The following is a 22,706-nucleotide window of genomic DNA, read 5'->3' as shown; positions in this document are numbered from 1 at the left end:
TCGCCGCAGGCTGTCATAATTTTCAGCCTCACCTCATGGGAACCACGAGTGGCGCAAGTGCACCGCGCCACTTTCCGTCAAAAATGGACGATCACCATCGCCTCCAGGTCTTGGACGGCTTACGCGCAATTGCCATCGTTCTGGTGATTGGTTACCACTATTTTGTGCGCTGGACACCGCCACTCGCGCCAGATAATTTTTATCCCTACGGTGATTTTGCTGCCGAATTCTGGTTGTTCAGATACGGAGACCTGGGTGTCGAGTTGTTTTTCATCATCTCCGGCTTTGTGATCAGTATGACGCTGTTTCGCAGTCGTACGATCGGTCAATTTTTCTGGAAAAGATTCTCCCGATTGTTTCCAACGATGCTGCTGTGTTCAGCATTGACCTACCTGATTTTGACGCTCATTCCGAATAGCCCATTCCATCCCGACTTGCGCGATTTTATTCCGAGCCTTACTTTCACTGAGCCATTGCTCTGGAGCAAGATTTTCGGGGTGCCGTTCAAGGCGGTGGATGGCGCTTATTGGTCGCTGTTTGTCGAGGTCAAGTTTTATTTCTGGATCAGCGTCCTTTATTTTTCAACAGGCGCAGCGCGATTCTTCAGGGTGGTTGCCTGGGCGTTTGGCATTCTGGTATTGATGGACCTCCTGGTGCGGGCACTGAATTTTCCGCATCTTTGGGCAATTGATTTCATTTTTGCGCTCAGTGCCTTGCCATGGTTTCTTGCTGGTATTGGGTTTTATGCACTTTTTGTCGACGCGAAAAGCCGAATTGGCTGGATATTGCTGTTGGAGGCGATTGCTGGATTGGCCTTTCTGCACATGGGAACACATGCCGGCACGCCCGCTCCTTTCATCGCAATGGGCTGCGGATATGCGGTGTTTCTGGCGCTGCTGATGCGACCGAAATGGGTTGCCTGGCTGGCCTATCCGCCTCTGGCTGCAATCGGCGTGGCAAGTTACAGCCTCTATTTGTTGCATCAATCCATTGGCGTGGCGCTTCTCGATCTGTTGCGGCGCTCAATCGGCGGCGCTGGATCTGAGTTTTATGCGCTTGTCGTACCGCTTTTGACGGGCGCGCTCATTGTGGCCTCACTGCTCGTCTATCGCTATTGGGAGGCTCCTGCAAAGGAATTTTTGCTCTCCTGGCGCAAAGCCCTGCCCGCGCCGCTGGCCGAAGTGGCTGCGGAGCGTTCTGATCAATCGATGTGATGGGTTGATCGCCTATCCGTCACGACAGCCATGGAGCATGAGAACCAAGTTCGTCATGGTGTTTCAGGAGACTCAAGATGATCCCTTCCCGACGCAAATTCATCCAACGCTCGCTGTTGACGCTCCCGGCAATGGGGGCGCTGTCTGCCTGCGGTGGAGGCGGCGCATCGAGCCCTGCGGCCTCATCGGGAGCAACGACAACATCAGCCGCCGTGCCAGTCGTCGCCGGTGTTGACCTGTCTGTCGGTCTGCAGAACTACGGGCTGAAGGCCATGCCCTACAGCAAGCTTGCCAAGCCGACAAAGGGGCAGACGGTGACCGATCCGGATTTCGGCACCCGAATCACCCGAATCACGGACTGTGTGGCCGATTTCAAGAATCTGTGCGCGGCGCCCGCCTATCCAACGGCCATGGCGTGGAACTGTGATGAGACGCGCTTCATCCTGTACGCCCCGGGGTCCACCATGCAGTCGGGCGGGCAGCAGGGCTGGGCTCTGTACAACGGCACCACCTATGCCTTCATCAAGTTCATTGACATCAATCCGGGCGATATCGAGCAGTTCTACTGGGATCATCAAGACCCGGCAACGCTCTACTACATCGACAACCATTCGGTGGGCAGCAGCGTGGTGGCCGATCTCACCGCCCTCAATGTGGAAACCGGCGTCAAGACCATTGAGTACAGTTTCATGCCCAATCTGCCCGCAGGCTGGCCGCGCACGGGGCCGGTGCGCTGTGGCTACCCCTTTGCGCTGGGCATCAACGCCAAGGGGGAGCGCATCTGGGGTCTGGGTGCGGGTGGCATTCCCAATGTGAATGGTCAGTTGGGCTTGAATGTGTTCGGTTTCAATCAGTCGACCAAGCAAATGGTGTTCTACGACACCAACTATGTCGCCCAGGCGCAGGCGCGCGGCACCACGCCGTTTCCGCTGCTGTCCGGCCAGGGTTGGGTGGCGCCCGACCCGGCCTCGCAGAACAGTACGACGGGACGCGTGTTCATTCTGGACATCAACGGCAAATATGTGCGTACCGTCAACTTCGACGCCTACGAGCACTGCGACACGGCCATGAATGCCGCAGGGCATGACATGCTGGTGGGTTCACAGTTCAACCGCGCCACGGGTGGAAACGGCAATGTCATCGCTGCCGATCTGAACACAGGGGTCGTGCAGAATCTGGTGGGTGAATCCAGCACACCGGTGTATGGCTATCCTGCCACCGGCAGCCTGACCGGATCGACTGCCTGGAAAAACCCGATGTGGATTGCCACCGGCATGACCGGAGACATTTACGGCACGGGCAACAACGGCCCCACTCCCAACCCGACCACGCTGCTCGATCAGGAAATCATGCTGACCAGCCTGACCACGGGCGCGACATACCGCTTCGCTCATCACCGCAGTACCGGCAATTACAGCAATGCGCCGCAGAGCAATTACTGGGCGCAGACCAATGTGACCCTGAGCACCAGCGGCACGCGCATCCTGTTCCAGAGCGACTGGGGCAACGGCGATCCGAGCAATCCGGTCCTCGATCCGAACGCCGCGGTGGATACCTACGTCATCGAGCTGCCGAGCTACAAGGCTTAGGGCAACACGGATTCAGTGTCGCCCAGCCGCTTCACGCGCCCTGCACGCAGAACACTGCCTCGGTGGCCAGCAATCCAGGTGCAAAGTTGATGCGGCGGCCGTTGCGCACACCGAAGGCGTCGACCAGGCGCAGACCGCAATGCGCGGCCAGGCGTTCGAAATCGGCGTAAGTCGCCACGCGCAGGTTCGGGGTGTTGTACCACTCGTAGGGCAGTTCGGGCGTCACCGGCAGGCGGCCGGTGAGGATCTGCAGGCGGATGCTCCAGTGGGCGAAATTGGCGAAGCTCAGAATGCCCAGCCGTCCCACGCGCGCGGTTTCGCGCAGCGCGTTTTCGGTATGGCGGATATTGGGCAGGGTGTCGATCTGCAGCACCACGTCGAAGCTGCGGTCGCCAAACAGCGACAGCCCCTGTTCCAGGTCGTACTGCAGCACGTCCACCCCCCGGGCGGCTGCGGCGATCAGGTTTTGCGGATCGATTTCCACGCCCAGTCCGGTGCAGCCGCGGGTGTCGCGCAGGTGCGCGAGCATGCGGCCGTCGCCGCAGCCCAGGTCGAGCACCCGGCTGCCATGCGGCACCAGGTCGGCAATGACGGATAGCGGCGTGCTCATCGCGCAACCTCCTGGGCAATGCGGTCGAACCAGGCGCGCACCACGCCGTGGTAGTGCGGGTGATCCATCAGAAAGGCGTCATGGCCCTGCGGCGCGTCGACCTCGGCGTAGGTCACCGCGCGGCGGTTGGAAATGAGCGCCTGGACGATCTCGCGCGAGCGCTGCGGCGAAAAACGCCAGTCGGTGGTGAAGCTCACCAGCAGGAAGCGTGCGGTGGCCGGTGCCAGCGCTGCGGCGAGGTCGCCGCCGGTGGTGCGCGCCGGGTCGAAATAGTCGAGCGCGCGGGTGATGAGCAGATACGAATTGGCGTCGAAATAGCCGCTGAACTTGTCGCCCTGATAGCGCAGATAGCTCTCGATCTCGAAGTCCACGCCGAAGCCATAGCCCAGCGCGCCGTTGCGCAGCGCACGGCCGAACTTGGTCGCCATCGCATCGTCGCTCAGATAGGTGATGTGGCCGATCATCCGCGCAACCGCAAGCCCCTGCCGGGGAACCACGCCGTGGGCGTAGAAGTCGCCGCCGTGAAAGTCGGGGTCGGTGATGATCGCGCGGCGCGCCACCTCGTTGAACGCGATGTTCTGCGCCGAAAGACTGGGCGCGGTGGCGATCGCCGCGCAGTGCGCCACACGCTCGGGGTAGCGCAGCGTCCACGACAGCGCCTGCATCCCGCCCAGGCTGCCGCCGATCACTGCCGCCAGCCGGGCGATGCCCAGGCGGTCGAGCAGCCGCGCCTGCGCATCGACCCAGTCTTCCACCGTGACCACGGGAAATCGGCTGCCCCACGGCTTGCCGCTGGTTGGCTCGATGCTCATCGGCCCGGTCGAGCCAAAGCACGATCCAGGGTTGTTGATGCAGATGACGAAAAATCGCTCGGTGTCGAGCGGTTTGCCCGGGCCGATGAGGTTGTCCCACCAGCCCACGCTCTTGGGATCGCTGCCATGGGTGCCGGCGGCATGGTGGCTGGCGTTGAGCGCATGGCACACCAGCACCGCATTGCTGCGCGCGGCGTTGAGCGTGCCATAGGTCTCGTAGACCAGCTCATAGGCAGGCAGCTGCGCGCCGCTTTGCAGCGGCAGCGGCTGCGCGAAGGACATGCGCTGCGGTGTGACATCTCCGAGCGCGGAGGGCGAGGCACTCATGCGTGTTCCCGAAAAACAAAACCGGCGGCGCTGGCAATGCAGCGAAAACCGCCGGTGGTCTGCGCTGTTTTAGCTGGATTTGTTACGCGCCCGCAAGCCCAGGGCAAATCGGCGCGAAGCCAAGTATAGGCGCTGTGCCGCTGCGCTTCAGCCGGCCTGTTGTGCCCAGCGCTGCGCGCTCGCGGCCTGCGCCAGCCGCGCCTCGGGAACGGCGTACAACCGCGCCAGTTGCGCGCGGTGCATGCACTGCGCCGGCGTGCCCTCGGCGATGAAGCGGCCCTGCTGCATCAGCACCACGCGGGTGGCGACGACGAAGGCATGGTCGGGGTGATGGGTGGTGAACAGCACCCCGCGCCCGGAGTCGCGCAGCTGGCCGAGCAGTTCGAGCAGCCGCAGCTGGTTGCCGTAGTCCAGGCTGCTCGCGGGTTCGTCGAGCAGCAGATACGGTGCGTCCTGCGCCAGCGCGCGGGCGATCAGCACCTGCTGGCGCTGGCCGCCGGAGAGCGCGGTATAGCTGCGCGCAGCCAGATCCTGCAGCCCCAGCCGGGCGAGCACCGCATGCACCGCGGCGCGGTCGGCGGGCGTGGGGCGCGCGATCAGCCCGCGCCCGGCCAGCCACCCCATCATCACCACGTCGGCCACGCTGTAGGCGAACACCAGGCGGTGCTGTTGCGGCACGTAGGCGATGCGCCGCGCGCGCTCGGGCGCGGACAGCGTGGACAGGTCGCGGCCATCGACCTGCAGCGTGCCGCCATGCGCCGGGTGGATGCCGCACAGCGTCTTGAGCAGCGTGGTCTTGCCGCAGCCGTTGGGCCCGAGCAGCGCGACCGTCTCGCCCAGGCCAAGGCGCAGGCTCACGCCGCTGACCACGTCGGGCCCGCCGTAGCCGATGTGCAGCTCGCGCGCTTCGATCATCGCTTTCCCCTCAATCCGACCAGCCCACGGCCACCCGTCGCAGCACCAGCGCGAACACCGGCAGCCCGACCAGCGCGGTGAGCACGCCCAGCGGCAGCTCGACGGTGAACGCGGTGCGCGCGACGTCGTCGAGCAGCAGCACATAGAGCGCGCCGAGCAGCGCCGAGGCGGGCAGCACCCGGCGGTTGTCCGCGCCCCAGACCAGCCGCGCGATCTGCGGAATCAGCAGCCCGACCCAGGCGACCATTCCGGCGAGCACCACCGACAGCGTGCCCAGCAGCGTGGCCAGCGCGATGACCAGCGCGCGCACCTGCCGCACCGGCATGCCCAGCGCTGCCGCCTCTTCGTCGCCCATGCTCAGCACATTGAGCGCATGGCCCAGCAGCGCCAGCGCCAAGGTCGCCGCGGCCATCGGCGGCAGGCTCCACCACACGTCGTGCGCGCGCACCGCCGACAGCGTGCCCATCAGCCAGTAGGTGATCGCCGGCAGCTTGTCGTACGGGTCGGCCACATACTTGGCCGCCGACAGCAGCGCGGTGAAAAACGCGCCGGTGATCATCCCGGCGAGCAACAGCACGACGATGCCGCTTTGCCCGACCAGGCGCGCCAGCAGCAGCGTCAGCGCCACTGCGAGCAGCCCGAAGGCAAAGCTCGCCAGCTGCACCTGCCACAGCGCCGTGCCGAGCAGGATGCCCAGCGCCGCGCCGAACGCTGCGCCCGCCAACCCGCCGAGTACCTCGGGCGAAGCCAGCGGGTTGCGAAACAGCGCCTGGTACGCCGCGCCGGAAGTCGCCAGCGCCGCGCCGATGCCTACTGCGGCCAGCACCCGCGGCAGGCGCAGCGCGACGATCACCGTCCACAGCTCCGAGGGCTGACCCGTGATCCCCTGCCACAGCCGCAGCGCGGCTTCCAGCGGCGAGGGCTGATAGCGGCCCAGCAGCAACGAACCCAGCGTCGAAAGCGCCAGCAGCGCGGCGAGCAGCCACAGGGTTCTCATGCGCTTTGCGCTACCCGCGCGGGCGCAACGGGCTGCGGCAGCAGCGGCAGCACCTCGTGCAGCAAGCGCTGCATCTGCGTCAACTGCGCGTCGGGGTGTGCATGCATCGGGTTGAACGCCAGACGCGGCACCTGCCGCTGCCGCAATAGCGCTTCGAGTTGCGCGGCGCAGTCCTGCGGCGTGCCGACGATCATGCGCGTCAGGCTTTCGCTCTCGTCCAGGTCGAGCGGGCCGCGAAACCCCACCTTCCACTGCGCCTGCTTGCTGCGGCGGAAGTCGGCCAGCCACGCCAGCGCGTGGCGGCGCGCGGCAGTGGCGTCGTCGTCGATCCACAGCCCGCGCACCAGCAGCGCGTCGGCCGGCTGGCTTGCGGCAACGCTCCAGTCGACCGCTTGCGCGTCGTACATGTCCAGCGGCCAGAACTGCGCGCTCATCCAACCTAGCCCACGGCGCGCGGCCCACGCCAGCGTGTCGGGGTCGCGGCTGGCGACGAACATCGGCAAGCTGCCATGCAACGGCGGCTGCAACGCGGCGTCGGGCGCTGCGGTCTGCGCCGCGGTCGGCTGCGGGTGCAGCAGGTCGAGCACGGCATCGACCACGGTGCGCATGTCGGCGCGCGCCTGCTCGCTGCCCCAGCCGAACGCGCGTTTTTGCGCCTCGAACGGCCCGCCCTTGGCAAAGCCCAGCGCGATGCGTCCCGGAGCGAGCTGGGACAACAGCGCGATCTCCTCGGCCAGCAGCGCCGGGCTGCGTCCTGCGGCCAGCACCGCGGCCACCCCGAGCTGGATGCGCTGCGTGCGCGCGGCCCAGTGCGCGAGCAGCAACAGCGGCGAGGCGCTCAGGCTCATCGGGTCGAAGTGATGCTCGGTGACCCACACCGACGACACGCCGACCTCCTCCAGCGCCGCCACCAGATCGGCGCGGCTGGCCAGAAACCCCGGGATCGACTCGCCCGGCGCGGGCTGCATGTGCAGCATCATGCCGATTTGCGGCAGCGCAGCGGCCTGCGCGCAGTTCGCGTCCATGGCGTTCAGTACTTGGTCGGGTAGTCCGCGGGGTTGGGGTGCACGATGGCCTGCGCCTGCGCGGCGGACAGCGGATGTTGCAGATACAAGTAAACCGTGTTGAAAGTCAAGCGGTGAGAGGGTGATGTTGAGCGTTCAGGTGGTTCCGGGCGATGGCATTGAGGTGGGTGATCAGCTTGCGCATGCAGGCGATCAAGGCCACCTTCTTGAGTTTGCCCGCGGCCAACAGGCGCTCGTAAAAGGCGCGGATGGCAGGGTTGCATCGTGTGGCGGCAAGCGTGGCCATGTACAGGGCGCGCCGCACCTCGAAGCGCCCGCCGATGATGCGCCTTCGGCCCCGGCTGGAGCCCGAATCGTTGGCGTAAGGGGCCACGCCGACCAGCGCGCAGATCTGGCGGCGGTTGAGCCGCCCCAGTTCCGGAAGCTCGGCAATCAGCGTGGCAGCGGCGATGCGACCGATGCCCGCCACGCTTTGCAGCAGCTTGGCCATTGCGGCGTGGTGCTGCTCGACATGGCTGAGCATCTGGGCATCGACGTCGTCGAGCTGGCGAGCAATGACCTCGAGCAAGGCCTCGATGCTCGGGTGGGCAACCGGGCGCGCCAAGCGCAGGCGCTGGCGTTCGGACAACTGCATGGCCACGAGCTGGCGCCTGCGGGTCACCAGGGCGGCGAGATCCTGCTGCTCGGGCTCACTGAGCGGGCACACGAAGCGCTCGCAGTCAGGACGCTGGGCCAGCACGGCCGCGAACTCGGCCAGGGTCGCCGCGTCGATGCGGTCGGTCTTGGCCAGGCGCTGCATCGCGCGGGCGAAGTCACGCGCCATGCGCGGATTGATGACCGCCACGCGCAGTCCCGCCGCCTGCAGCGCGCACGCCAGCGCCGCCTCGTAGCCGCCAGTGGCTTCCATGAGTACCAGCGCGGGTTGCAGCTTGACCAAGGCGTCGGCCAGCGCACAATGCCCCTCGGCATCGTTGGGGACATGGGCCAACTCAACTGGCAAAGCCGCTCCCAAGCACGCCACATCGACGTGCGCACTGGCAACGTCGATCCCCACCATCACGGATGATCCAGACATGGTCTTCATCTCCCTTCCTTGTGCATGCGAGCAGGCCAAACGCCGCTCGGCTAACCGTTCGGGCACCAGAAAGACCAGCACGGGGTCCGTGCGCAATCGACTCAAAAACGAGCTGGCGAGCACGCTCGTCGACTCGAGGAGGCTACAGGCTGCACGGTCCGGTCTGGTCACCTCAGCGATGATTGGACTGTACCGCGCTGGTCTGGTTTGAACATACAAGGTAGCCGCTGGCGACTGCGGTGTTGCCGATGAAATAGACGCTTTGCTTGTTCCACTGCGGCCAGCGCCAGTAGCGCACCGGCTGGCCGGTGCGCTTGGTGTTGCCGGTGTAGGGCGGCGAGTCCTTGTCGGAATCGACGGTGTAGATCCCCAGCGCGTAGTCGTCGGTCGCGTTGGGGGTGAAGCCGACTTTGAGGTTGGCGTTGATGTCGTGGCTGGCTGCGTTCAAGCGGTTGCCGCCCGGCTGCGCCGGCACCGGCTGGAAGTCGCCAGACAGCGGAAAACCGTTGCGGTTCGCCACCGCCACGCCGCCCTGCACGTACCAGCGGTTGTCGATGCGGCTGCCGAGTTGCACGGAAAAATCGTTGCCATAGACCTTGTGCTGGTTGGCGGTGACACCGCCGGTGATGCTGCCCTCGAGTTTTTTGCTCGGCGCCTGGGTGACGATGTTGATCGACCCGCCCATATTGTTCGGCCCGTACATCAGCGACCCCAGGCCCTTGGTCACGACGATTTCGGCAATGCCCGGGGTGAGCAGCCGGCTCAAGTCCACGTTGCCGTCGTACGGCACGTAAATCGGGATGCCGTCGATGTTGAGCGTGATTTGGCGCGAGTCGAAACCGCGGATGTTGACCTGCGTCTCGCCGCGCTGCCCCAGCGTCACCGGGGTCACGCCGGGCAGATCGGCCAGCGCCTCGCCGACATCGAGCGCGCCGCGGTCGAGCATTTGCTGCTGCGTGACCACGCTGCTGCTCGTGCCGCCAGGCGGCGGCTTGGCCACCGCCGTGGTCTGCACGTCCACCTCGCCGAGCTGGAACACCGGCTGCGACGCGGTGGTCTGCGCGGCGACGCCTGCGGCGTGCAGCGCGGCGATCAGGGGCAGCCACATCGGGCGTGCAAGGGGGCTGCGTCTCTGGCGGCGGGTGCGGTGTGGTGCAGGCATCGAAAGGCTCCAATAAATATATTTCGTAATATTCCACAGAATATACTGATGACTGCCCTTTCCCACACATTGCGCCGCGATGACTGCACCGGAATTGCCCACCATCAAGCGTTTTCCCGGCGCTCACGCTGCGCCGTTGGCCGTCGTTGCCGTGCTGGGCGCCGGGGACGTGGGCTCTGCGGTGGCGCATGCCCTGTTCCAGAGCGGACACGACGTGTTGCTGATCGAGGCCGAGCACCCCACCGCGCCGCGCCGCGGCATGTGCTGGGTCGATGCGGTCTTCGACGGCAAGGCCACCCTTCTGGGTTTGAGCGCGGTGCGGGTGTTCCAGCCGGAAGACGCGCTGCAGGCGCTGGGCAGTCGGCGCTGGCTGCCGCTGGTGGTTGCTCCCGATCTGCCGCGCTGGATCGATGCCCTGGGCATTGCCGTGGTGGTTGACGCGCGCCTGCGCAAGCATGCCGCCGAGCAGCCCAATCTGCGGCTGCTCGCTGCTCATTCGGTCGGCATCGGCCCAGGATATACGGCTGGCTACAACGCAAGCCTGGTGGTGGAATCCGCTTGGGGCGATGAGCTGGGGCGGGTGATCCGCAACGGCCCCACGCGCGCACTGGCCGGTGAGCCACGGCCGATTCTCGGCGCCGGTCGCGAGCGCCTGGTGTACGCACCGGCTGCCGGCACGTTTCATTCGCCGCTGCAGATCGGTGCCGTGGTGCAGGCAGGCGAGGAGGTCGGGCTGGTGCGCACAGCGCAGGGCCGCAGCGTGAGCCTGCACGCGCCGCTTTCCGGTGTGCTGCGCGGGCTCACGCGCTCCGGCGTCCCGGTGCAGCCCAAGACCAAGTTGATCGAGGTCGATCCGCGTGGCGATCCGGCGCTGTGCTTCGGCCTGGGCGAACGCCCGGTGCGCATTGCGCAGGGCGTGCTGCAGGCCGTTGTCGAGCTGCAAGCGGCTGCACGGCTGCAGTGCAGACAGCCGCATGCGGCATGATGGCCTGTAGGCCAGACCGATTTACAAAGACCCCTTGGCGCCCGCCTGCATGATCTGCATCAGCTTTGCACCCACCGTCTCGGCCTTTTTGCGCAGCGGCGAACCGGGCGGCACGCTGTCGATCAGCGGCCTGAGATTCATCATCACCAGTCAGGGCTTGCCGCGCTCGTCCTCGGCCAAGGTGATGCGGCACGGCAGATAGGCGGCAAAGTCGATGCTGCCCGCCACCATTTGCACCGCAGTCGGCAGATCGCAGAACAGAAACACCCGGATCAGGCGCTGCGGCTTGCCGCTCATGGCCTGCACCTGCTCGGACAGCGGCAGGTCGCCAACCTGTTTCATGTTCAGCAAGTTTGCGCGCAGCTGCATCGACTGCACACAGTCGTGCGCGCTCAGCCCCTTGGCCAGCGGCACCCTGATCACCGCCGCGTTGGACGGGGCTGGATCAACGCCAGCCCCTGCGAATGCACTGCCCTGCGTCACTGCACCGCCCGCCCAAACCGCCGCAAGCCGCAGTGCTGCCCTTCTCTGCATGGTGTTTCTCCTCGTCGGTGAAGCTGTCGCGCTTTTTCGCTTGACAGCAAAAGCCTCCTCTCACTATATTTATTTAGATACAACGTATCTGACAGTATGGGTAATCAAAATGCGATGTCCATGCCATTGATGCGAGACAACACGCTGTTTTTCCATATGATTTTTGTAAGATGGCGGTTGCGTGCAGGTTCCATGCGCGTTCTGGAATGTTTGAACAAATACATCGAAACCCGCTTTCATCCCATCTGGAGAATCCCCCATGCAAACCAGCGCCCGTAACCATCTCAAAGGCCATGTCCATGCCGTCCACGACGGCGCGGTCAACACCGAGGTCGTGCTCGATCTGGGTGACGGCCAACATCTGGTGGCCATCGTCACCAAGGACAGCGCGCATCGCTTGGGGCTGGCTGCAGGTAAACCCGCCTGGGCGCTGGTCAAGGCGTCTTGGCCCATCTTGGTCAAAGGTGCGGCTCCGGCAACCTCGGCGCGCAACACCCTGTGCGGCACGGTGAAGTCGATCACCACCGGCGCGGTGAACACCGAAGTGGTGCTCGGCCTCAAGGGCGGCACCGAGCTGGTGGTGATGATCACCACCGGCAGCGAAAAGACACTCGACCTGAAAGCGGGCGACGCCGCGTGCGCGCTCATCAAGGCGACCCACGTCATCCTCGGGGTGGACTAAGCGTCCCATCTCGCTTGGCGGCCCGCAGCAGGCGTTGCGGGCCGCGTTTTTCTGGCTGTTTTCCGTTCTGATGTAAGCAAAGACTGCAAATGTTGCGGAAAGTCATGCAAAACCTGTTGCGCCCACGCGCGTCCGTTGCCGCCTCGTCGTGGAGCGCAGCGCCGATGGCCGCGCGCGCCCGCCACATCACATCACTGACGCAGCTGCTCGTTCGTGAATCCGGCTATGCCGATTGCGCGGCGCACTGAGGCGCTGCTTTGTTCCATTTCAAAACCTGGAAGGTTGTCATGATCAAGTCTTGGAAAAACCTGTTGGTCGCGCTGGGGCTGTCGTTTGGCATGGCCGCCGCGCATGCGCAGAAGGTCACCGTCGCTGCGGCTGCCGACCTGAAATTTGCGATGGCCGACATCGTGCAGTCGTTCGAAAAAGCGCACCCGAATGACAAGGTCGAAGTGGTCTATGGTTCATCGGGCAAGTTCTTCACCCAGATCCAGCAGGGCGCGCCGTACGACCTGTACCTCTCTGCCGACATCCAGTACCCGCGCGACCTGGAAAAGGCGGGGCTGAGCGCGAGCAAGGTCACGCCGTACGCGTTTGGCCGCATCGTTCTGTGGAGCCCCACCCTGGATGCAAGCAAGATGACGCTGCAAAGCCTGACCAGCCCGGAGATCGCGCACATCGCGATCGCCAACCCCAAGCATGCGCCGTACGGCAAGCGCGCGGAAGAAGCGCTCAAGGCCGCCAAGGTGTGGGACAAGGTCGAGCCCAAGCTGGTGTTTGGCGAAAACATTTCGCACACCGCGCAACTGGTCGAGACCGGTAATGCGCAGGTCGGCGTGATTGCGCTGTCTCTCGCGCTCAACCCGCAACTGGCGAGCAAGGGCAAGTACTACCTCATCCCTGACAATCTGCACGAACCGCTGGAGCAAGGCTTCATCCTCACCAAGCGCGGAGAAAACAACGCCGCGGCCAAGGCGTTTGCCGCGTACATGAATACGCCCGAGGCGCGCGCAGTCATGACGCGCTACGGCTTCGTTCTGCCCGGTGAGATCAAGTAAGCGATGAGTCTGCTGCTGACTGCCGAGGACTGGCAGACCATCGGTCTGACGGTCAAGCTGGCGATCACCGTCACCGCCTGTCTATTCGTCATCGGCACCCCGATCGCCTGGTGGCTCGGGCGCACCCGCTCGCGGCTCAGGGGAGTGATTGGCGCGGTGGTCGCGCTGCCTCTGGTGCTGCCGCCTTCGGTGCTGGGGTTCTATCTGCTGCTGGCGATGGGGCCGTTTGGCTTCATCGGCCATTTCACCAACTGGCTGGGGGTACATCCCCTGCCGTTCACCTTCTGGGGGTTGGTCGTCGCCTCGGTGTTTTATTCGCTGCCGTTCATGGTGCAGCCGCTGCAAAACGCCTTCGAGGCGATCGGCGACAAGCCGCTCGAAGCCGCTGCCACCTTGCGCGCCTCGCCATGGGATGCCTTCTTTACCGTGGCGCTGCCGATGGCGCTGCCCGGGTTTTTGACTGGCGGCATCCTCACCTTTGCGCACACCGTGGGTGAATTCGGCGTGGTGCTGATGATCGGCGGCAACCTGCCGGGCGAGACCCGCGTGGCCTCGGTGCAGATCTACGACCATGTCGAGGCGATGGAATACGCCGGGGCGCACCGGCTTTCGGCGGTGATGCTGGTGTTCTCCTTCCTCGTGCTGCTGTCGCTCCATGCCTGGCGACCCAACCCCAAGAAGGCGTGACCATGGCCGAGACCATCGACATCGACCTCACGCTGCGCTGGCCCGATTTCACGTTGCGGGTGCAGCAAAGCCTGCCAGGCCGCGGGGTGACCGCGCTGTTCGGCCACTCGGGTTCGGGTAAGACCACACTGCTGCGTTGTGTGGCCGGGCTGGAGCGCCCCAGCGGCACGCTGCACTTCAAGGGCCAGGTGTGGCAGGATGCCCAGAGCTTCCTGCCGCCGCACCGCCGCCCCCTGGGCTATGTGTTCCAGGACGCCAATCTGTTTCCGCATCTGTCGGTGCTGGGCAATCTGCGCTATGGCTTGAAGCGCGCCGGGCGCGGCGATGCCGACATCACGCCGATCGTCGAACTGCTGGGAATCGACCACCTGCTGCAGCGCCGCCCGCACCTGCTCTCCGGTGGCGAGCGTCAGCGCGTGGGCATTGCGCGCGCGCTGGCGTTGCAGCCGCAGCTGCTGCTGATGGACGAGCCGCTGTCGGCGCTGGACATCAAGCGCAAGCAGGAAATCCTGCCGTACCTGGAGCGACTGCACAACGAGCTCGACATCCCGGTGCTCTACGTCACCCATGCCCCGGCCGAAGTGCTGCGGCTGGCCGACCATGTGGTGATGATGCAGGGCGGACAGGTGCTGGACAGCCTACCGCTGGCACAGGCGGTGGCGCTGCCGGGCTCGCCGCTGTTTGCCGGGCACAGCCATGTCGCCGTGCTGCAATGCCGCGCCGACAGCGCCGCGCAAGGCTTGCGCGCGCTCGAAGTCGCCGGGCAGCTGCTTCGCGTGCCCGAGGAGGCGTGCAGCGGCTGCGCGCCCGGGCGGGTGATGCGGCTGCAGGTCAGCGCGCGCGATGTGAGCATCTCGCTGCTGCACCTGCCCGAAGTGTCGATCAACAACCAGTTGCAGGCGCGCGTGGTCGACATCGCCGACGCCGCGCATCCGGTCAACGTGCTGGTCCGGCTCGAACTCGGCGACGGCCAGCTGCTGTTTGCCGAAATCACCCGCGCCTCGCGCGAACGGCTGGAGCTGCGCCCCGGGATGCTCGTGTGGGCATTGGTCAAGGCGGTTGCGCTGGCGGGTGACCTGACGCAATGAACCCCAGGCGGACAGACCGATGGACGGCCAAGGTGTGACCCCGCGCATCGCCCGCACAAGCCCGCTCTGGGGCTTTGCCGCTGCACTGGCCATCGGCCTGCTCGGCGGCCTGGTCGGACTCGGCGGCGCGGAATTCCGTCTGCCGGTTCTCGTCGGGCTGTTCGGTCTGGCCACGCTGCAGGCGGTGATCGCCAACAAGGCGCTGTCTCTTCTGGTGGTGACCATCGCCATCGTCGCCCGGCTGCACGCAGTGCCGCTCGATGCGCTGCTGCCGCACTGGCCGGTGGTCGTCAACCTGCTCGCCGGCAGCCTGCTCGGCGCGTGGTGGGCGGCAGGCTGGGCGATGCGCCTGCCGCGCAAGACCCTCGACACCGTGCTGTTCGTGCTGCTGGTGCTGCTGGCGGCGAGCATGGCCGCCGAGCAGGTGTTCGGGCTGCGCGCGCTGCCGGATCTGCACGCGGCGCTGCCTGCGTGGGGGCATGCGTTGCTGGGCATCGCCGCCGGTCTGGTGATCGGCATGTTCGCCGCGGTGATGGGCGTGGCCGGGGGAGAACTGCTGATCCCGACCATCGTGCTGCTGTGGGGCGTGGACCTCAAGCTCGCGGGCAGCCTGTCGCTGCTCATTTCGCTGCCGACCATGGTCGTCGGCTTTGCGCGCTACCGCGAGAGCGCGGCGTTCGCCGTGCTGCGCACCCATCGCGCGCTCTTGCTCGGCATGGCCGCGGGCTCCTTGCTCGGTTCCCTGCTGGGCGGCCTGCTGCTCGGCGTGGTGCCGACCGACGGACTCGGCTTGTTGCTCGCGCTGATTCTGGCGATCTCGGCGTGGAAAGTGTTCCGTCATCGCCGCTGCGACTGATCACGACAAAAGTTTGTCATGCAACCTTCATACCTTTCACGACGTCATTTCGTTCTGGCGGCACTGGCCGCCGCCTTGCCTGCGGCGCGCGCCGCGGCCGCCGATCCGGTGCCCCTGCTCGTCATGGCCGGCGCGGGCTACAAGCGCCCGGTCGAGGCGCTGTGCGCCGAGTTCACGCGGCAGACCGGCGTTGCCGTGGAGCGCAGTTACGGCAATCTGCAGCAACTCTTCGCGCAGGCGCGCGCCAGCGGTCGGGTGGATGTGTTGATCGGCGACGCCGACTTCATCGACCACGCCAAAGACCTCGACCTGCCGCTGCGCATTCCGCTCGGCCAGGGCAAGCTCGCGCTGGCCTGGCGGCGCAAGCTGATGGGACGGCGCAGCCCCGACCCCATCACCGACCCGGTGCGCGATCTGCCCCAGATGCAGTCCATCACCCTGCCCAATCCGCAGCAGGCCATCTACGGCCGCGCTGCCGAGCAGTGGCTCAAGGCCAAGGGGCTGTGGGAACCTTTGCAGGACAAGCTCAAGATCGTGCAGACCATGCCGCAGATCAGCGCGTATCTCACTTCGGGTCAGATCGACGCCGGGTTTTTCAACTTGACCGAGGCGCTGGCCGTCAAGGGCCAGCTCGGTGGTTATCTGGAGCTGCAGCCGGGGCCAGAGAGCTATGCACCGATCGACATCGTTGCCGCGTTCCCGGCAGATGGCGCGCAACCCGCAACCGCCGCCAGCCGCGCACAGTTTGCGCAGTTCCTGCAAGGCAAGGCGGCGCAGGACATCCTGCGCAAGGCCGGGCTCTGACACTTGGCAGATGCCCGCGCTCACGCCGGATGCCTGGGCAGCCCTGTGGCTCAGCACCCAGATCGCCGTGCTTGTGTTGCCCGCCTACGCGCTGGCGGCGGTGCTGCTGTGCTACGCCCTGCAATTCGGTTTGAGGCGCTCCGCCTGGCTGGACGCGGTGGTGACCATCCCGCTGGTGTTTCCGCCAGTGGTCATCGGCTTCGGCCTGCTGTGGCTGCTGGGCCGCGAAAGTTTGCTGGGGCGATGGCTGCAGACCCTGGGCATCAACTTCATTTTCACTTTTCCGGGTCTGCTGCTGGCCGCGTTCATCGCCGGGTTGCCGCTGGCAGTCAAGACCCTGCAGACCGCGCTGCAGACCCACCCCAGGGTGTGGCACGAAGTGGCGCTGACCCTCGGCCGTGGGCCGCGCAATGCATACCTCACCATGCACCTGCCCATCGCCCTGCCTGCGTTGCTCGGAGGGCTGCTGCTGGCGCTGGCCCGCGGCATGGGCGAAGTGGGCATTTCGCTGATGCTCGGCGGCAACATCCTCGGCCGCACCGAAACCCTGTCACTTGCCATTTTCAACACCGTGACCACGGGCGACTACGCCCAGGCCGGGCTGCTCAGCGCGCTGCTGGGGGCGTTCAGCCTGGTGCTGTTCGTTGCCGTGCGCATGCTGCAAAACAAGGAGCTTGCCAAACATGATGTACTTCACCCAGGCTGACATCGATCAGCTCATCATCGAAGACCAGCCGCTGCACGACGAAACCACCCGCGCGCTCGGCCTGCCCGATGTTGCGGGCAGCCTCACCTACACCGCGCGGCAGCATGGTGTGCTCGCCGGCATGGCACCGCTGCGGCGTCTGGCGCAGGCGCTGGATCTGCGCGCCGAGCCATTGGCCGCCGATGGCGACACCACCGCATTCGGACAGGCCGTGCTGCGACTGCACGGCAATGCCCACGCCCTGCACATTGCCTGGAAGCAGGGCATGAACCTGCTCGAATACTTGGGCGGCATCGCCAGCGCGACGCGGCAGATGGTCGATGCTGCGAGGGCGGGCAACCCGCGCATCCAGGTGGCCGGCACGCGCAAGGCGCACCCCGGCGCGCGCAAGCTGCAGCACTACGCCGTGCTGTGCGGCGGCGGCATGGTGCACCGCGCAGGGTTGTCAGAGACCATTCTGATCTTTGCCCAGCACCGTGCGTTCCTCCCCGGGCTGGACGCGGCGCAGCTGGTGGCGCGGGCCAAGGCGCACAGCCCGGAAAAGTTCGTGCTGATCGAGGCCGAAAGCGAGGACGACGCGCTGGCCGCCGCACGCGCCGGTGCCGACGGCGTGCAGCTCGACAAAATGACTGCGGAGCAGCTCGCCGCGCTGGTGCCCAAACTGCGCAGCGTGCAGCCGCGACTGACCATCAACGCGGCGGGCGGCATTCGCCCGGACAACGCCGCGCAGTTTGCCGCCAGCGGCGTCGACGTGCTGGTGACCTCCAGCCTGTACAACGCCAAGGCGGCCGATTTTGGCGCGGTGATGCGGATGGATTGACCTTGGCTGAGCTCAGGGCCGAAGCAGCAGCGCCTCCAGCCGGGGCCACAACCAGGGCAGAATGAGCAGGCCGACGAGTGCAGCCGTCAGGTTGAACAGGGTATGCACCATGGCGACCTGCTGCGCCGCGGTGACAGGCAAGAGCAGCACTTGCGCAATGACAGGCTGCAGCACGCTGGCAAACAGCAGCACGCCCAGCAGATTGAATGCGGTGTTGACAAGTCCCAGACGCCGGGCCAGAGGGCCCAGGCTGGTGCTGGCCAGCAGCGCGGTGGAGGTGGTGCCCAGATTGGCGCCCGCCACCATCCACACGGCGACGCCCGGCTCCAGAATGCCCTGGGAAGTGGCCACCACGGCAAAGCCACTGACCACCGAGGAGGACTGCACAAAGGCGGTCAGCAGGGTGCCAAACAGCAGCGCCACCACAGGCGATTGCAGCAAAGGATGCCACGCCGCAATCTGCGGGCTGTGCGCCAGCGGCGCCAGGGATTGCGCCACCAGATCAAGCGCCAGAAAAATCAGGCCAAAATAAAAAATGGCCTTGCCATACGGCCGCCACGACCGCGGGCCGAGCAGCGACCAGAGCCCGCCCAGCGTGACAAAGATCGGCCCCAGCCCCTCGATTTTGTAAGCCACCAGCCAGGCCGTGACGGTCGTCCCGACGTTGGCGCCGATCATCAGGCCAATGGCGGCCCGCGTGCTCAGAGCGCGCTTTTGCGCCAGCCCCACCACCATCGAGGTGACGGCCGAGGAAGATTGCACCACCGCCGTGACCAACCCGCCCACCAGCGCCGCACGCCAGTCACTTCGCGTGATGCGGTCCAGGGCACGGCGCAGGCGGTCACCACCCAGGCGGGTGATTTCATCCGAAAACGCTTCTAAACCATGCAGAAACAAAAAAATGGCGGCCAGAGCGGAAAACCCCCAGAGCAATATCGTGTTCATGCACTCCTCGCTCTCCCAGGTGAAATGGACTCTTCGCTTGCCACGCTCGCCTCACTTCAAGGGGCTATACATTCCGCACGGCAGTTCTGAAGGAACTCACATGCGCTGCAGGCCCGCACGTCGCCAGGCCCACTTTTCGATCTCGACAGCGGCAAAGACCGTCAGGCTCAGTGCGGCGATCATGGCCCAGGACGAGGCACAGAGCGGTGCGCTGGACAGCAGTTGCTGCATGGGTGGCGCGTAGGTGAAGGCCAGTTGCAGCAGCACCAGCAATGCCGCGACGAGCAGGGCGACCAGGTTGCCGTGCAGCAGGGTGCGGTGCAGGGCGGACGCGGTGTAGGCGCGTACCTGAAACAGGTAGGCCAGCTCGCTGAATGCCAGCATATTCACGGCGGCCGTGCGTGCCACGTCCAGGCTCTGGCCGCGCGCCAGTTCCCACTCAAAGACGCCGAAGGTGGTTGCGCCCATGAGGATGGCGACAAACACGATGCGCGCCAGCATGGTGCGGGTGATGAGCGGCTCGGAGGGCGGCCGGGGCGGTCGCTGCATGATGTCCGTCTCGGCAGGCTCGAACGCCAGCGCCAACGAGAGGGTGACGGCCGTGACCATGTTCACCCACAAAATCTGACTGGCAGTGACCGGCAGATCCAGCCCGGCGAACAGGGCGAACACGATCACTCCAGCCTCGCCGAGATTGGTCGGGAGGATGAACAGCATCGACTTCTTGATGTTGTCGAACACCAGCCGCCCTTCACGCACGGCACGCGCAATGGTGGCGAAGTTGTCGTCAGTCAGCACCAGATCGGACGCTTCGCGCGCGGCGTCCGTGCCTTTGTTCCCCATCGCCACACCGATGTCGGCGGCCTTGAGGGCTGGGGCGTCGTTGACGCCATCGCCCGTCATCGCGACGATCTCGCCATCGGCCTGCAGGGCCGAGACCAGCCTGAGCTTGTGTTCAGGGCTGGCGCGTGCAATCACATCCGTGTTGCGCAGGCTGCGGCGCAGCGCGGCGTTGTCGAACTGGTCGATCATCGCGCCGTCCAGTGGTTGTGCGGTGTTCAGCCCGATCTGCGCGCCAATCGCGGCGGCGGTTGCCGCGTGGTCGCCGGTGATCATCTTCACCCGCAGCCCGGCGCGCTGGCAGTCGGCCACTGCGGCGATGGCTTCGGCGCGTGGCGGATCGATCATGCCCACCAGGCCCAACAGGCTGAAATCTGCGCGGATGTCGGCAACGGTGAGTTGCGTGGTGTTTTCGGGCGCCGTGCGGCGGGCCAGTGCGAGAACCCGCTCCCCCGCCTGCGCTGCCCGCGCGATGGCCGCCTGCCAGTCGTCACGGCGCAGCGGCGCGCCGTCAGCCTGCGTGCGGCACAGCTCGAGCACTTGCTCCGGCGCGCCCTTGAGCAAGACAAAAGCGCCTCCAGCTGGGTCGCGGTGCAGCGTGGCCATATAGCGCAGCTCAGACTCAAAGGGAATGGCGTCGAGACGCGGAAACTGTGCACGCAGGTGCGGCCCCTCCAGTTTGGCCTTATGGGCCAGCGCCAGCAGCGCGCCTTCGGTCGGGTCGCCGAGGAGCTGCCAGGCGCCGTTTGCATCCTGCTGCAATTGCGCGTCGTTGCACAGCAGCGCGCAAGTGGCGAGGGCCTGCAGCGCGGCGTGCTGATGCGCTGTGCGCTGCGCTCCACCGCAAGTGAAGTCGCCATCCGCCGCGTAGCCCGTGCCGCTCACGGTCAGATCGCAGCCCGGCAGCATCACGCGCACTGCGGTCATTTCATTGCGCGTCAGGGTGCCGGTCTTGTCGGTGCAGATCACGGTGACCGAACCCAGGGTTTCGACCGCAGGGAGTTTGCGCACCAGGGCGCGCTGCCGCGCCATGCTCCGCGTGCCGATGGCCAGCACGATGGTGACGATGGCCGGAAGTCCCTCGGGGATTGCGGCCACAGCAAGCCCAACCACGGCGAGAAACACCTCGAAGGTGGGAAGCTGGCGGACCAGTACGCCATAGAGGAAGGCGGTCGCGCCTACGGCAAGAATGGCCCAGGAGATCTGCCGGGCAAAACGATCGAGGCGCCGCGTGAGCGGCGTCTCCAGTGAGGGTGTGCCGCCAACCAGGGTGCCGATACGCCCGATTTCGGTCTCTCGACCGGTTGCGACCACCAGGCCGCGTGCCTGGCCGTAGCGCACTACGGTTCCGGCAAAGGCCATGCTGCTGCGCTCGGCAACGGGTGCGGTTTGCGGCACTGCGGCACTGTCCTTCTCGGTGGCGACCGACTCGCCCGTGAGCGCGGACTCGTCGATGCGCAGGTTTTTGGTCTGGAGCAGGCGCAGGTCGGCGGGCACCCGCGCGCCCGATTCCAGCAGCACCACATCTCCTGGAACCAGATCCGATGCATCCACCTCGGTGCGCTGCCCATCACGCAGCACGATGGCGCGGCTGGCCAACATGGCGCGCACCGCGTCGAGGGCCTTTTCTGCCTTGCCCTCCTGCACGAAGCCAATGACCGCATTGATCAACACGACGCCCAGGATGACTGCAGTATCCACATCGTCGCGCAGCGCCAGAGTGACCAGCCCTGCGGCGAGCAGCACATAAATCAGGGGATTGTGAAACTGGATGGCAAAGCGCAGCAGCGGGCCGCGCCGCGGTGCGCTCGGCAGGCTGTTGGGGCCATGCTCGCGCAGGCGGCGACTCGCCTCAACTGCGGCAAGGCCGCGTTGCGCATCGCTGTGCAACGCGGCCACTGCGGCGGCGGTTTCGATGGCGTGCCAGTGAGCTTGTTCAAGGGAGGACATGGGAAGCCTGCTGACGGCCTGGGTGCGTAAAGAGTAGCAGTGCACGTCACGGGTTCCCATGACACGGCGCACACTTCTGCAAACTGCTTGTCACATCTTCTCACCGCAACGGCTTGGCAGTCGCAGCACAATCAAAAAGCGCCATCGCGCACCCCACGAGGAGACATCGATGTTCCTACTGAAGAGTTCATCACGACTGCGCAGTTCCGCACTCTGGATTTCCGCCCTGGCGCTGTCCGCAGGGCAGGCATATGCCGCAACGGCTCCTGCAGGCAAATTCACCGCAACCGCCAAGGTGTCGTCGATCGACGAAGCAGCGGCGCAGGGCGCGCAGATCTTCGCCAACGACACCTTCGGCACCAAGCAGACCTGGGTGCCGCCCAATGCCTTCAGCAGCCATGCCATGACCTGCGCCGCCTGCCACACCGACGGCGGCAAGACCGAGGGCACCACCCCTGCGGGCGCGCACCTGCCCAGTCTGATCGGCGCTGCGGCCAAGTACCCCAAGTACAAGGCCAAGAAGCACGCCGTCTACACCCTGGAGCGGCAGATCGTGCATTGCGTGCGCGCTGGCATCATGGGCAAGCCGCCTGCCTACAACAGCCCGGAAATGATCGACCTCGTGGCCTATCTCACCCAGCTCTCCAAGGGCGCGACCATGGGGCAGCAGTTCAAATGAGATTGTCGGGTCTGGCGGCGGCGCTGCTCATCTGTGCCGCGACGAGCGCGACTGCGCAGGCGGCGTCTGCCGCCGATATGCACAGGCTGGCGCAGAGCGAGGGATGCTTTTCCTGTCACGCCATCGACCATAAAAAAGTCGGCCCGGCCTACACGGCGGTCGCGCAGCGCTATGCCCACAATCCCAATGCCGCCGCCATCCTGCAGGACGCCATTCTGAATGGGCACCAGGGCACATGGGGCGTCATTCCCATGCCGGCCTACGCGCCCGATGGGTATCTGAATTCCCATCAGGCGCTGGGTCTGGCGCAGTGGATTCTGAGCCTCAAACCCAAATCCTGAGGCGG

25 protein-coding genes are annotated in these 22,706 nt (G+C 65.6%); 14 read left to right on the top strand and 11 right to left on the bottom strand.

The features are described from left to right. The first annotated feature begins 83 nt into the window (after positions 1-83). Both AC1ZQA_RS14785 and AC1ZQA_RS14780 read left to right on the top strand, forming a co-directional pair. Positions 84-1,214, top strand: a complete 1,131-nt coding sequence (locus AC1ZQA_RS14785) for an acyltransferase family protein (RefSeq protein ID WP_482677600.1) — start codon at positions 84-86, stop codon at positions 1,212-1,214. A 77-nt stretch (positions 1,215-1,291) separates the two neighbouring features. Beyond that, complete coding sequence (locus AC1ZQA_RS14780; RefSeq protein ID WP_482677599.1) at positions 1,292-2,803, top strand: hypothetical protein; 1,512 nt, start codon at positions 1,292-1,294, stop codon at positions 2,801-2,803. Positions 2,804-2,834: 31 nt separating this feature from the next. Here the strand turns inward: AC1ZQA_RS14780 and metW are convergent, their stop codons facing one another. The 7 genes from metW to AC1ZQA_RS14745 all read right to left on the bottom strand — a co-directional run bounded on the left by metW (position 2,835) and on the right by AC1ZQA_RS14745 (position 9,726). Then, positions 2,835-3,413, bottom strand: coding sequence for a methionine biosynthesis protein MetW (gene metW, locus AC1ZQA_RS14775; RefSeq protein ID WP_482677598.1), 579 nt, complete (start codon positions 3,411-3,413; stop codon positions 2,835-2,837). After that, positions 3,410-4,552: a homoserine O-succinyltransferase MetX gene (gene metX / locus AC1ZQA_RS14770; protein WP_482677597.1), complete on the bottom strand. Its 1,143-nt coding sequence runs from the start codon at positions 4,550-4,552 to the stop codon at positions 3,410-3,412. Before metX ends, metW begins: the two co-directional genes overlap by 4 nt. A gap of 147 nt (positions 4,553-4,699) precedes the next feature. Next, complete coding sequence (locus tag AC1ZQA_RS14765) at positions 4,700-5,467, bottom strand: ABC transporter ATP-binding protein (protein WP_482677596.1); 768 nt, start codon at positions 5,465-5,467, stop codon at positions 4,700-4,702. 10 nt (positions 5,468-5,477) lie between these two features. After that, positions 5,478-6,464, bottom strand: a complete 987-nt coding sequence (locus tag AC1ZQA_RS14760) for a FecCD family ABC transporter permease (protein WP_482677595.1) — start codon at positions 6,462-6,464, stop codon at positions 5,478-5,480. Beyond that, complete coding sequence (locus AC1ZQA_RS14755) at positions 6,461-7,489, bottom strand: LLM class flavin-dependent oxidoreductase (RefSeq protein ID WP_482677594.1); 1,029 nt, start codon at positions 7,487-7,489, stop codon at positions 6,461-6,463. Before AC1ZQA_RS14755 ends, AC1ZQA_RS14760 begins: the two co-directional genes overlap by 4 nt. 106 nt (positions 7,490-7,595) lie before the next feature. Beyond that, positions 7,596-8,546, bottom strand: a complete 951-nt coding sequence (locus tag AC1ZQA_RS14750) for an IS110 family RNA-guided transposase (RefSeq protein WP_482679341.1) — start codon at positions 8,544-8,546, stop codon at positions 7,596-7,598. A 190-nt stretch (positions 8,547-8,736) separates the two neighbouring features. Beyond that, positions 8,737-9,726, bottom strand: a complete 990-nt coding sequence (locus AC1ZQA_RS14745; protein WP_482677593.1) for a TonB-dependent receptor plug domain-containing protein — start codon at positions 9,724-9,726, stop codon at positions 8,737-8,739. Between the two features lie 79 nt (positions 9,727-9,805). On the opposite strand from AC1ZQA_RS14745, the gene AC1ZQA_RS14740 reads away from it, so the two are divergent. Then, on the top strand, positions 9,806-10,711 hold the full coding sequence (locus AC1ZQA_RS14740) for a hypothetical protein (protein ID WP_482677592.1): 906 nt from the start codon (positions 9,806-9,808) through the stop codon (positions 10,709-10,711). Positions 10,712-10,732: 21 nt separating this feature from the next. On the opposite strand, the gene AC1ZQA_RS14735 is transcribed toward AC1ZQA_RS14740, so the two are convergent. Next, on the bottom strand, positions 10,733-10,858 hold the full coding sequence (locus AC1ZQA_RS14735) for a hypothetical protein (protein ID WP_482677591.1): 126 nt from the start codon (positions 10,856-10,858) through the stop codon (positions 10,733-10,735). A 3-nt stretch (positions 10,859-10,861) separates the two neighbouring features. Beyond that, a complete protein-coding gene (locus AC1ZQA_RS14730) occupies positions 10,862-11,245 on the bottom strand; it encodes a DUF302 domain-containing protein (RefSeq protein WP_482677590.1) in 384 nt (127 codons plus the stop codon). 259 nt (positions 11,246-11,504) lie between these two features. Here AC1ZQA_RS14730 and AC1ZQA_RS14725 point away from each other — a divergent pair, with 259 nt between their 5' ends. The 9 genes from AC1ZQA_RS14725 to modD all read left to right on the top strand — a co-directional run bounded on the left by AC1ZQA_RS14725 (position 11,505) and on the right by modD (position 17,946). Beyond that, positions 11,505-11,927, top strand: coding sequence for a TOBE domain-containing protein (locus AC1ZQA_RS14725; RefSeq protein ID WP_482677589.1), 423 nt, complete (start codon positions 11,505-11,507; stop codon positions 11,925-11,927). Between the two features lie 104 nt (positions 11,928-12,031). Further along, positions 12,032-12,175 (top strand): hypothetical protein, encoded by a 144-nt coding sequence (locus AC1ZQA_RS14720; protein WP_482677588.1) that lies wholly within the window; start codon positions 12,032-12,034, stop codon positions 12,173-12,175. Between the two features lie 39 nt (positions 12,176-12,214). Beyond that, positions 12,215-12,985 carry a molybdate ABC transporter substrate-binding protein gene (gene modA / locus AC1ZQA_RS14715; RefSeq protein WP_482677587.1) on the top strand — a complete coding sequence of 257 codons (771 nt, stop codon included), beginning with the start codon at positions 12,215-12,217 and terminating at the stop codon, positions 12,983-12,985. Positions 12,986-12,994: 9 nt separating this feature from the next. Continuing rightward, entirely contained in the window at positions 12,995-13,672 is a 678-nt protein-coding gene (modB, locus tag AC1ZQA_RS14710) for a molybdate ABC transporter permease subunit (protein WP_482679340.1), read from the top strand. 2 nt (positions 13,673-13,674) lie between these two features. Then, positions 13,675-14,760, top strand: coding sequence for a molybdenum ABC transporter ATP-binding protein (modC, locus tag AC1ZQA_RS14705; RefSeq protein ID WP_482677586.1), 1,086 nt, complete (start codon positions 13,675-13,677; stop codon positions 14,758-14,760). Between the two features lie 19 nt (positions 14,761-14,779). Beyond that, on the top strand, positions 14,780-15,616 hold the full coding sequence (locus AC1ZQA_RS14700; RefSeq protein ID WP_482677585.1) for a TSUP family transporter: 837 nt from the start codon (positions 14,780-14,782) through the stop codon (positions 15,614-15,616). Positions 15,617-15,634: 18 nt separating this feature from the next. Further along, positions 15,635-16,420 (top strand): molybdate ABC transporter substrate-binding protein, encoded by a 786-nt coding sequence (modA, locus tag AC1ZQA_RS14695; protein WP_482677584.1) that lies wholly within the window; start codon positions 15,635-15,637, stop codon positions 16,418-16,420. Positions 16,421-16,430: 10 nt separating this feature from the next. Continuing rightward, positions 16,431-17,126 carry a molybdate ABC transporter permease subunit gene (locus AC1ZQA_RS14690; protein ID WP_482677583.1) on the top strand — a complete coding sequence of 232 codons (696 nt, stop codon included), beginning with the start codon at positions 16,431-16,433 and terminating at the stop codon, positions 17,124-17,126. Beyond that, positions 17,104-17,946 carry a ModD protein gene (gene modD, locus AC1ZQA_RS14685; protein WP_482677582.1) on the top strand — a complete coding sequence of 281 codons (843 nt, stop codon included), beginning with the start codon at positions 17,104-17,106 and terminating at the stop codon, positions 17,944-17,946. The genes AC1ZQA_RS14690 and modD overlap by 23 nt, the downstream gene beginning before the upstream one ends. 12 nt (positions 17,947-17,958) lie before the next feature. On the opposite strand, the gene AC1ZQA_RS14680 is transcribed toward modD, so the two are convergent. Together AC1ZQA_RS14680 and AC1ZQA_RS14675 are read right to left on the bottom strand one after the other, a co-directional pair. Next, positions 17,959-18,891, bottom strand: a complete 933-nt coding sequence (locus AC1ZQA_RS14680; RefSeq protein WP_482677581.1) for a Na/Pi cotransporter family protein — start codon at positions 18,889-18,891, stop codon at positions 17,959-17,961. Between the two features lie 96 nt (positions 18,892-18,987). Beyond that, entirely contained in the window at positions 18,988-21,681 is a 2,694-nt protein-coding gene (locus AC1ZQA_RS14675) for a cation-translocating P-type ATPase (RefSeq protein ID WP_482677580.1), read from the bottom strand. Between the two features lie 169 nt (positions 21,682-21,850). On the opposite strand from AC1ZQA_RS14675, the gene AC1ZQA_RS14670 reads away from it, so the two are divergent. After that, positions 21,851-22,360 (top strand): c-type cytochrome, encoded by a 510-nt coding sequence (locus tag AC1ZQA_RS14670; RefSeq protein WP_482677579.1) that lies wholly within the window; start codon positions 21,851-21,853, stop codon positions 22,358-22,360. Continuing rightward, positions 22,357-22,701, top strand: coding sequence for a c-type cytochrome (locus tag AC1ZQA_RS14665; protein WP_482677578.1), 345 nt, complete (start codon positions 22,357-22,359; stop codon positions 22,699-22,701). Before AC1ZQA_RS14670 ends, AC1ZQA_RS14665 begins: the two co-directional genes overlap by 4 nt. The last annotated feature ends 5 nt before the right edge of the window (positions 22,702-22,706 follow it).

The organism is Thiomonas sp. DCM-2, assembly GCF_056820905.1.
This window is presented reverse-complemented; position numbering and strand designations above follow the sequence as displayed.

Bases quoted from the DNA above. Each gene is read 5' to 3' on its own strand.
- AC1ZQA_RS14750 (WP_482679341.1), bottom strand. From the start codon at position 8,546: ATGGTGGGGATCGACGTTGCCAGTGCGCACGTCGATGTGGCGTGCTTG.
- AC1ZQA_RS14765 (WP_482677596.1), bottom strand. From the start codon at position 5,467: ATGATCGAAGCGCGCGAGCTGCACATCGGCTACGGCGGGCCCGACGTG.
- AC1ZQA_RS14675 (WP_482677580.1), bottom strand. From the start codon at position 21,681: ATGTCCTCCCTTGAACAAGCTCACTGGCACGCCATCGAAACCGCCGCC.
- AC1ZQA_RS14780 (WP_482677599.1), top strand. From the start codon at position 1,292: ATGATCCCTTCCCGACGCAAATTCATCCAACGCTCGCTGTTGACGCTC.
- AC1ZQA_RS14755 (WP_482677594.1), bottom strand. From the start codon at position 7,489: ATGGACGCGAACTGCGCGCAGGCCGCTGCGCTGCCGCAAATCGGCATG.
- modA (WP_482677587.1), top strand. From the start codon at position 12,215: ATGATCAAGTCTTGGAAAAACCTGTTGGTCGCGCTGGGGCTGTCGTTT.
- AC1ZQA_RS14700 (WP_482677585.1), top strand. From the start codon at position 14,780: ATGGACGGCCAAGGTGTGACCCCGCGCATCGCCCGCACAAGCCCGCTC.
- metX (WP_482677597.1), bottom strand. From the start codon at position 4,552: ATGAGTGCCTCGCCCTCCGCGCTCGGAGATGTCACACCGCAGCGCATG.
- AC1ZQA_RS14670 (WP_482677579.1), top strand. From the start codon at position 21,851: ATGTTCCTACTGAAGAGTTCATCACGACTGCGCAGTTCCGCACTCTGG.
- modA (WP_482677584.1), top strand. From the start codon at position 15,635: ATGCAACCTTCATACCTTTCACGACGTCATTTCGTTCTGGCGGCACTG.
- AC1ZQA_RS14665 (WP_482677578.1), top strand. From the start codon at position 22,357: ATGAGATTGTCGGGTCTGGCGGCGGCGCTGCTCATCTGTGCCGCGACG.
- AC1ZQA_RS14725 (WP_482677589.1), top strand. From the start codon at position 11,505: ATGCAAACCAGCGCCCGTAACCATCTCAAAGGCCATGTCCATGCCGTC.
- AC1ZQA_RS14680 (WP_482677581.1), bottom strand. From the start codon at position 18,891: ATGAACACGATATTGCTCTGGGGGTTTTCCGCTCTGGCCGCCATTTTT.
- AC1ZQA_RS14745 (WP_482677593.1), bottom strand. From the start codon at position 9,726: ATGCCTGCACCACACCGCACCCGCCGCCAGAGACGCAGCCCCCTTGCA.
- AC1ZQA_RS14690 (WP_482677583.1), top strand. From the start codon at position 16,431: ATGCCCGCGCTCACGCCGGATGCCTGGGCAGCCCTGTGGCTCAGCACC.
- AC1ZQA_RS14730 (WP_482677590.1), bottom strand. From the start codon at position 11,245: ATGCAGAGAAGGGCAGCACTGCGGCTTGCGGCGGTTTGGGCGGGCGGT.
- modC (WP_482677586.1), top strand. From the start codon at position 13,675: ATGGCCGAGACCATCGACATCGACCTCACGCTGCGCTGGCCCGATTTC.
- modD (WP_482677582.1), top strand. From the start codon at position 17,104: ATGATGTACTTCACCCAGGCTGACATCGATCAGCTCATCATCGAAGAC.
- AC1ZQA_RS14740 (WP_482677592.1), top strand. From the start codon at position 9,806: ATGACTGCACCGGAATTGCCCACCATCAAGCGTTTTCCCGGCGCTCAC.
- AC1ZQA_RS14785 (WP_482677600.1), top strand. From the start codon at position 84: ATGGACGATCACCATCGCCTCCAGGTCTTGGACGGCTTACGCGCAATT.
- AC1ZQA_RS14720 (WP_482677588.1), top strand. From the start codon at position 12,032: ATGCAAAACCTGTTGCGCCCACGCGCGTCCGTTGCCGCCTCGTCGTGG.
- AC1ZQA_RS14760 (WP_482677595.1), bottom strand. From the start codon at position 6,464: ATGAGAACCCTGTGGCTGCTCGCCGCGCTGCTGGCGCTTTCGACGCTG.
- metW (WP_482677598.1), bottom strand. From the start codon at position 3,413: ATGAGCACGCCGCTATCCGTCATTGCCGACCTGGTGCCGCATGGCAGC.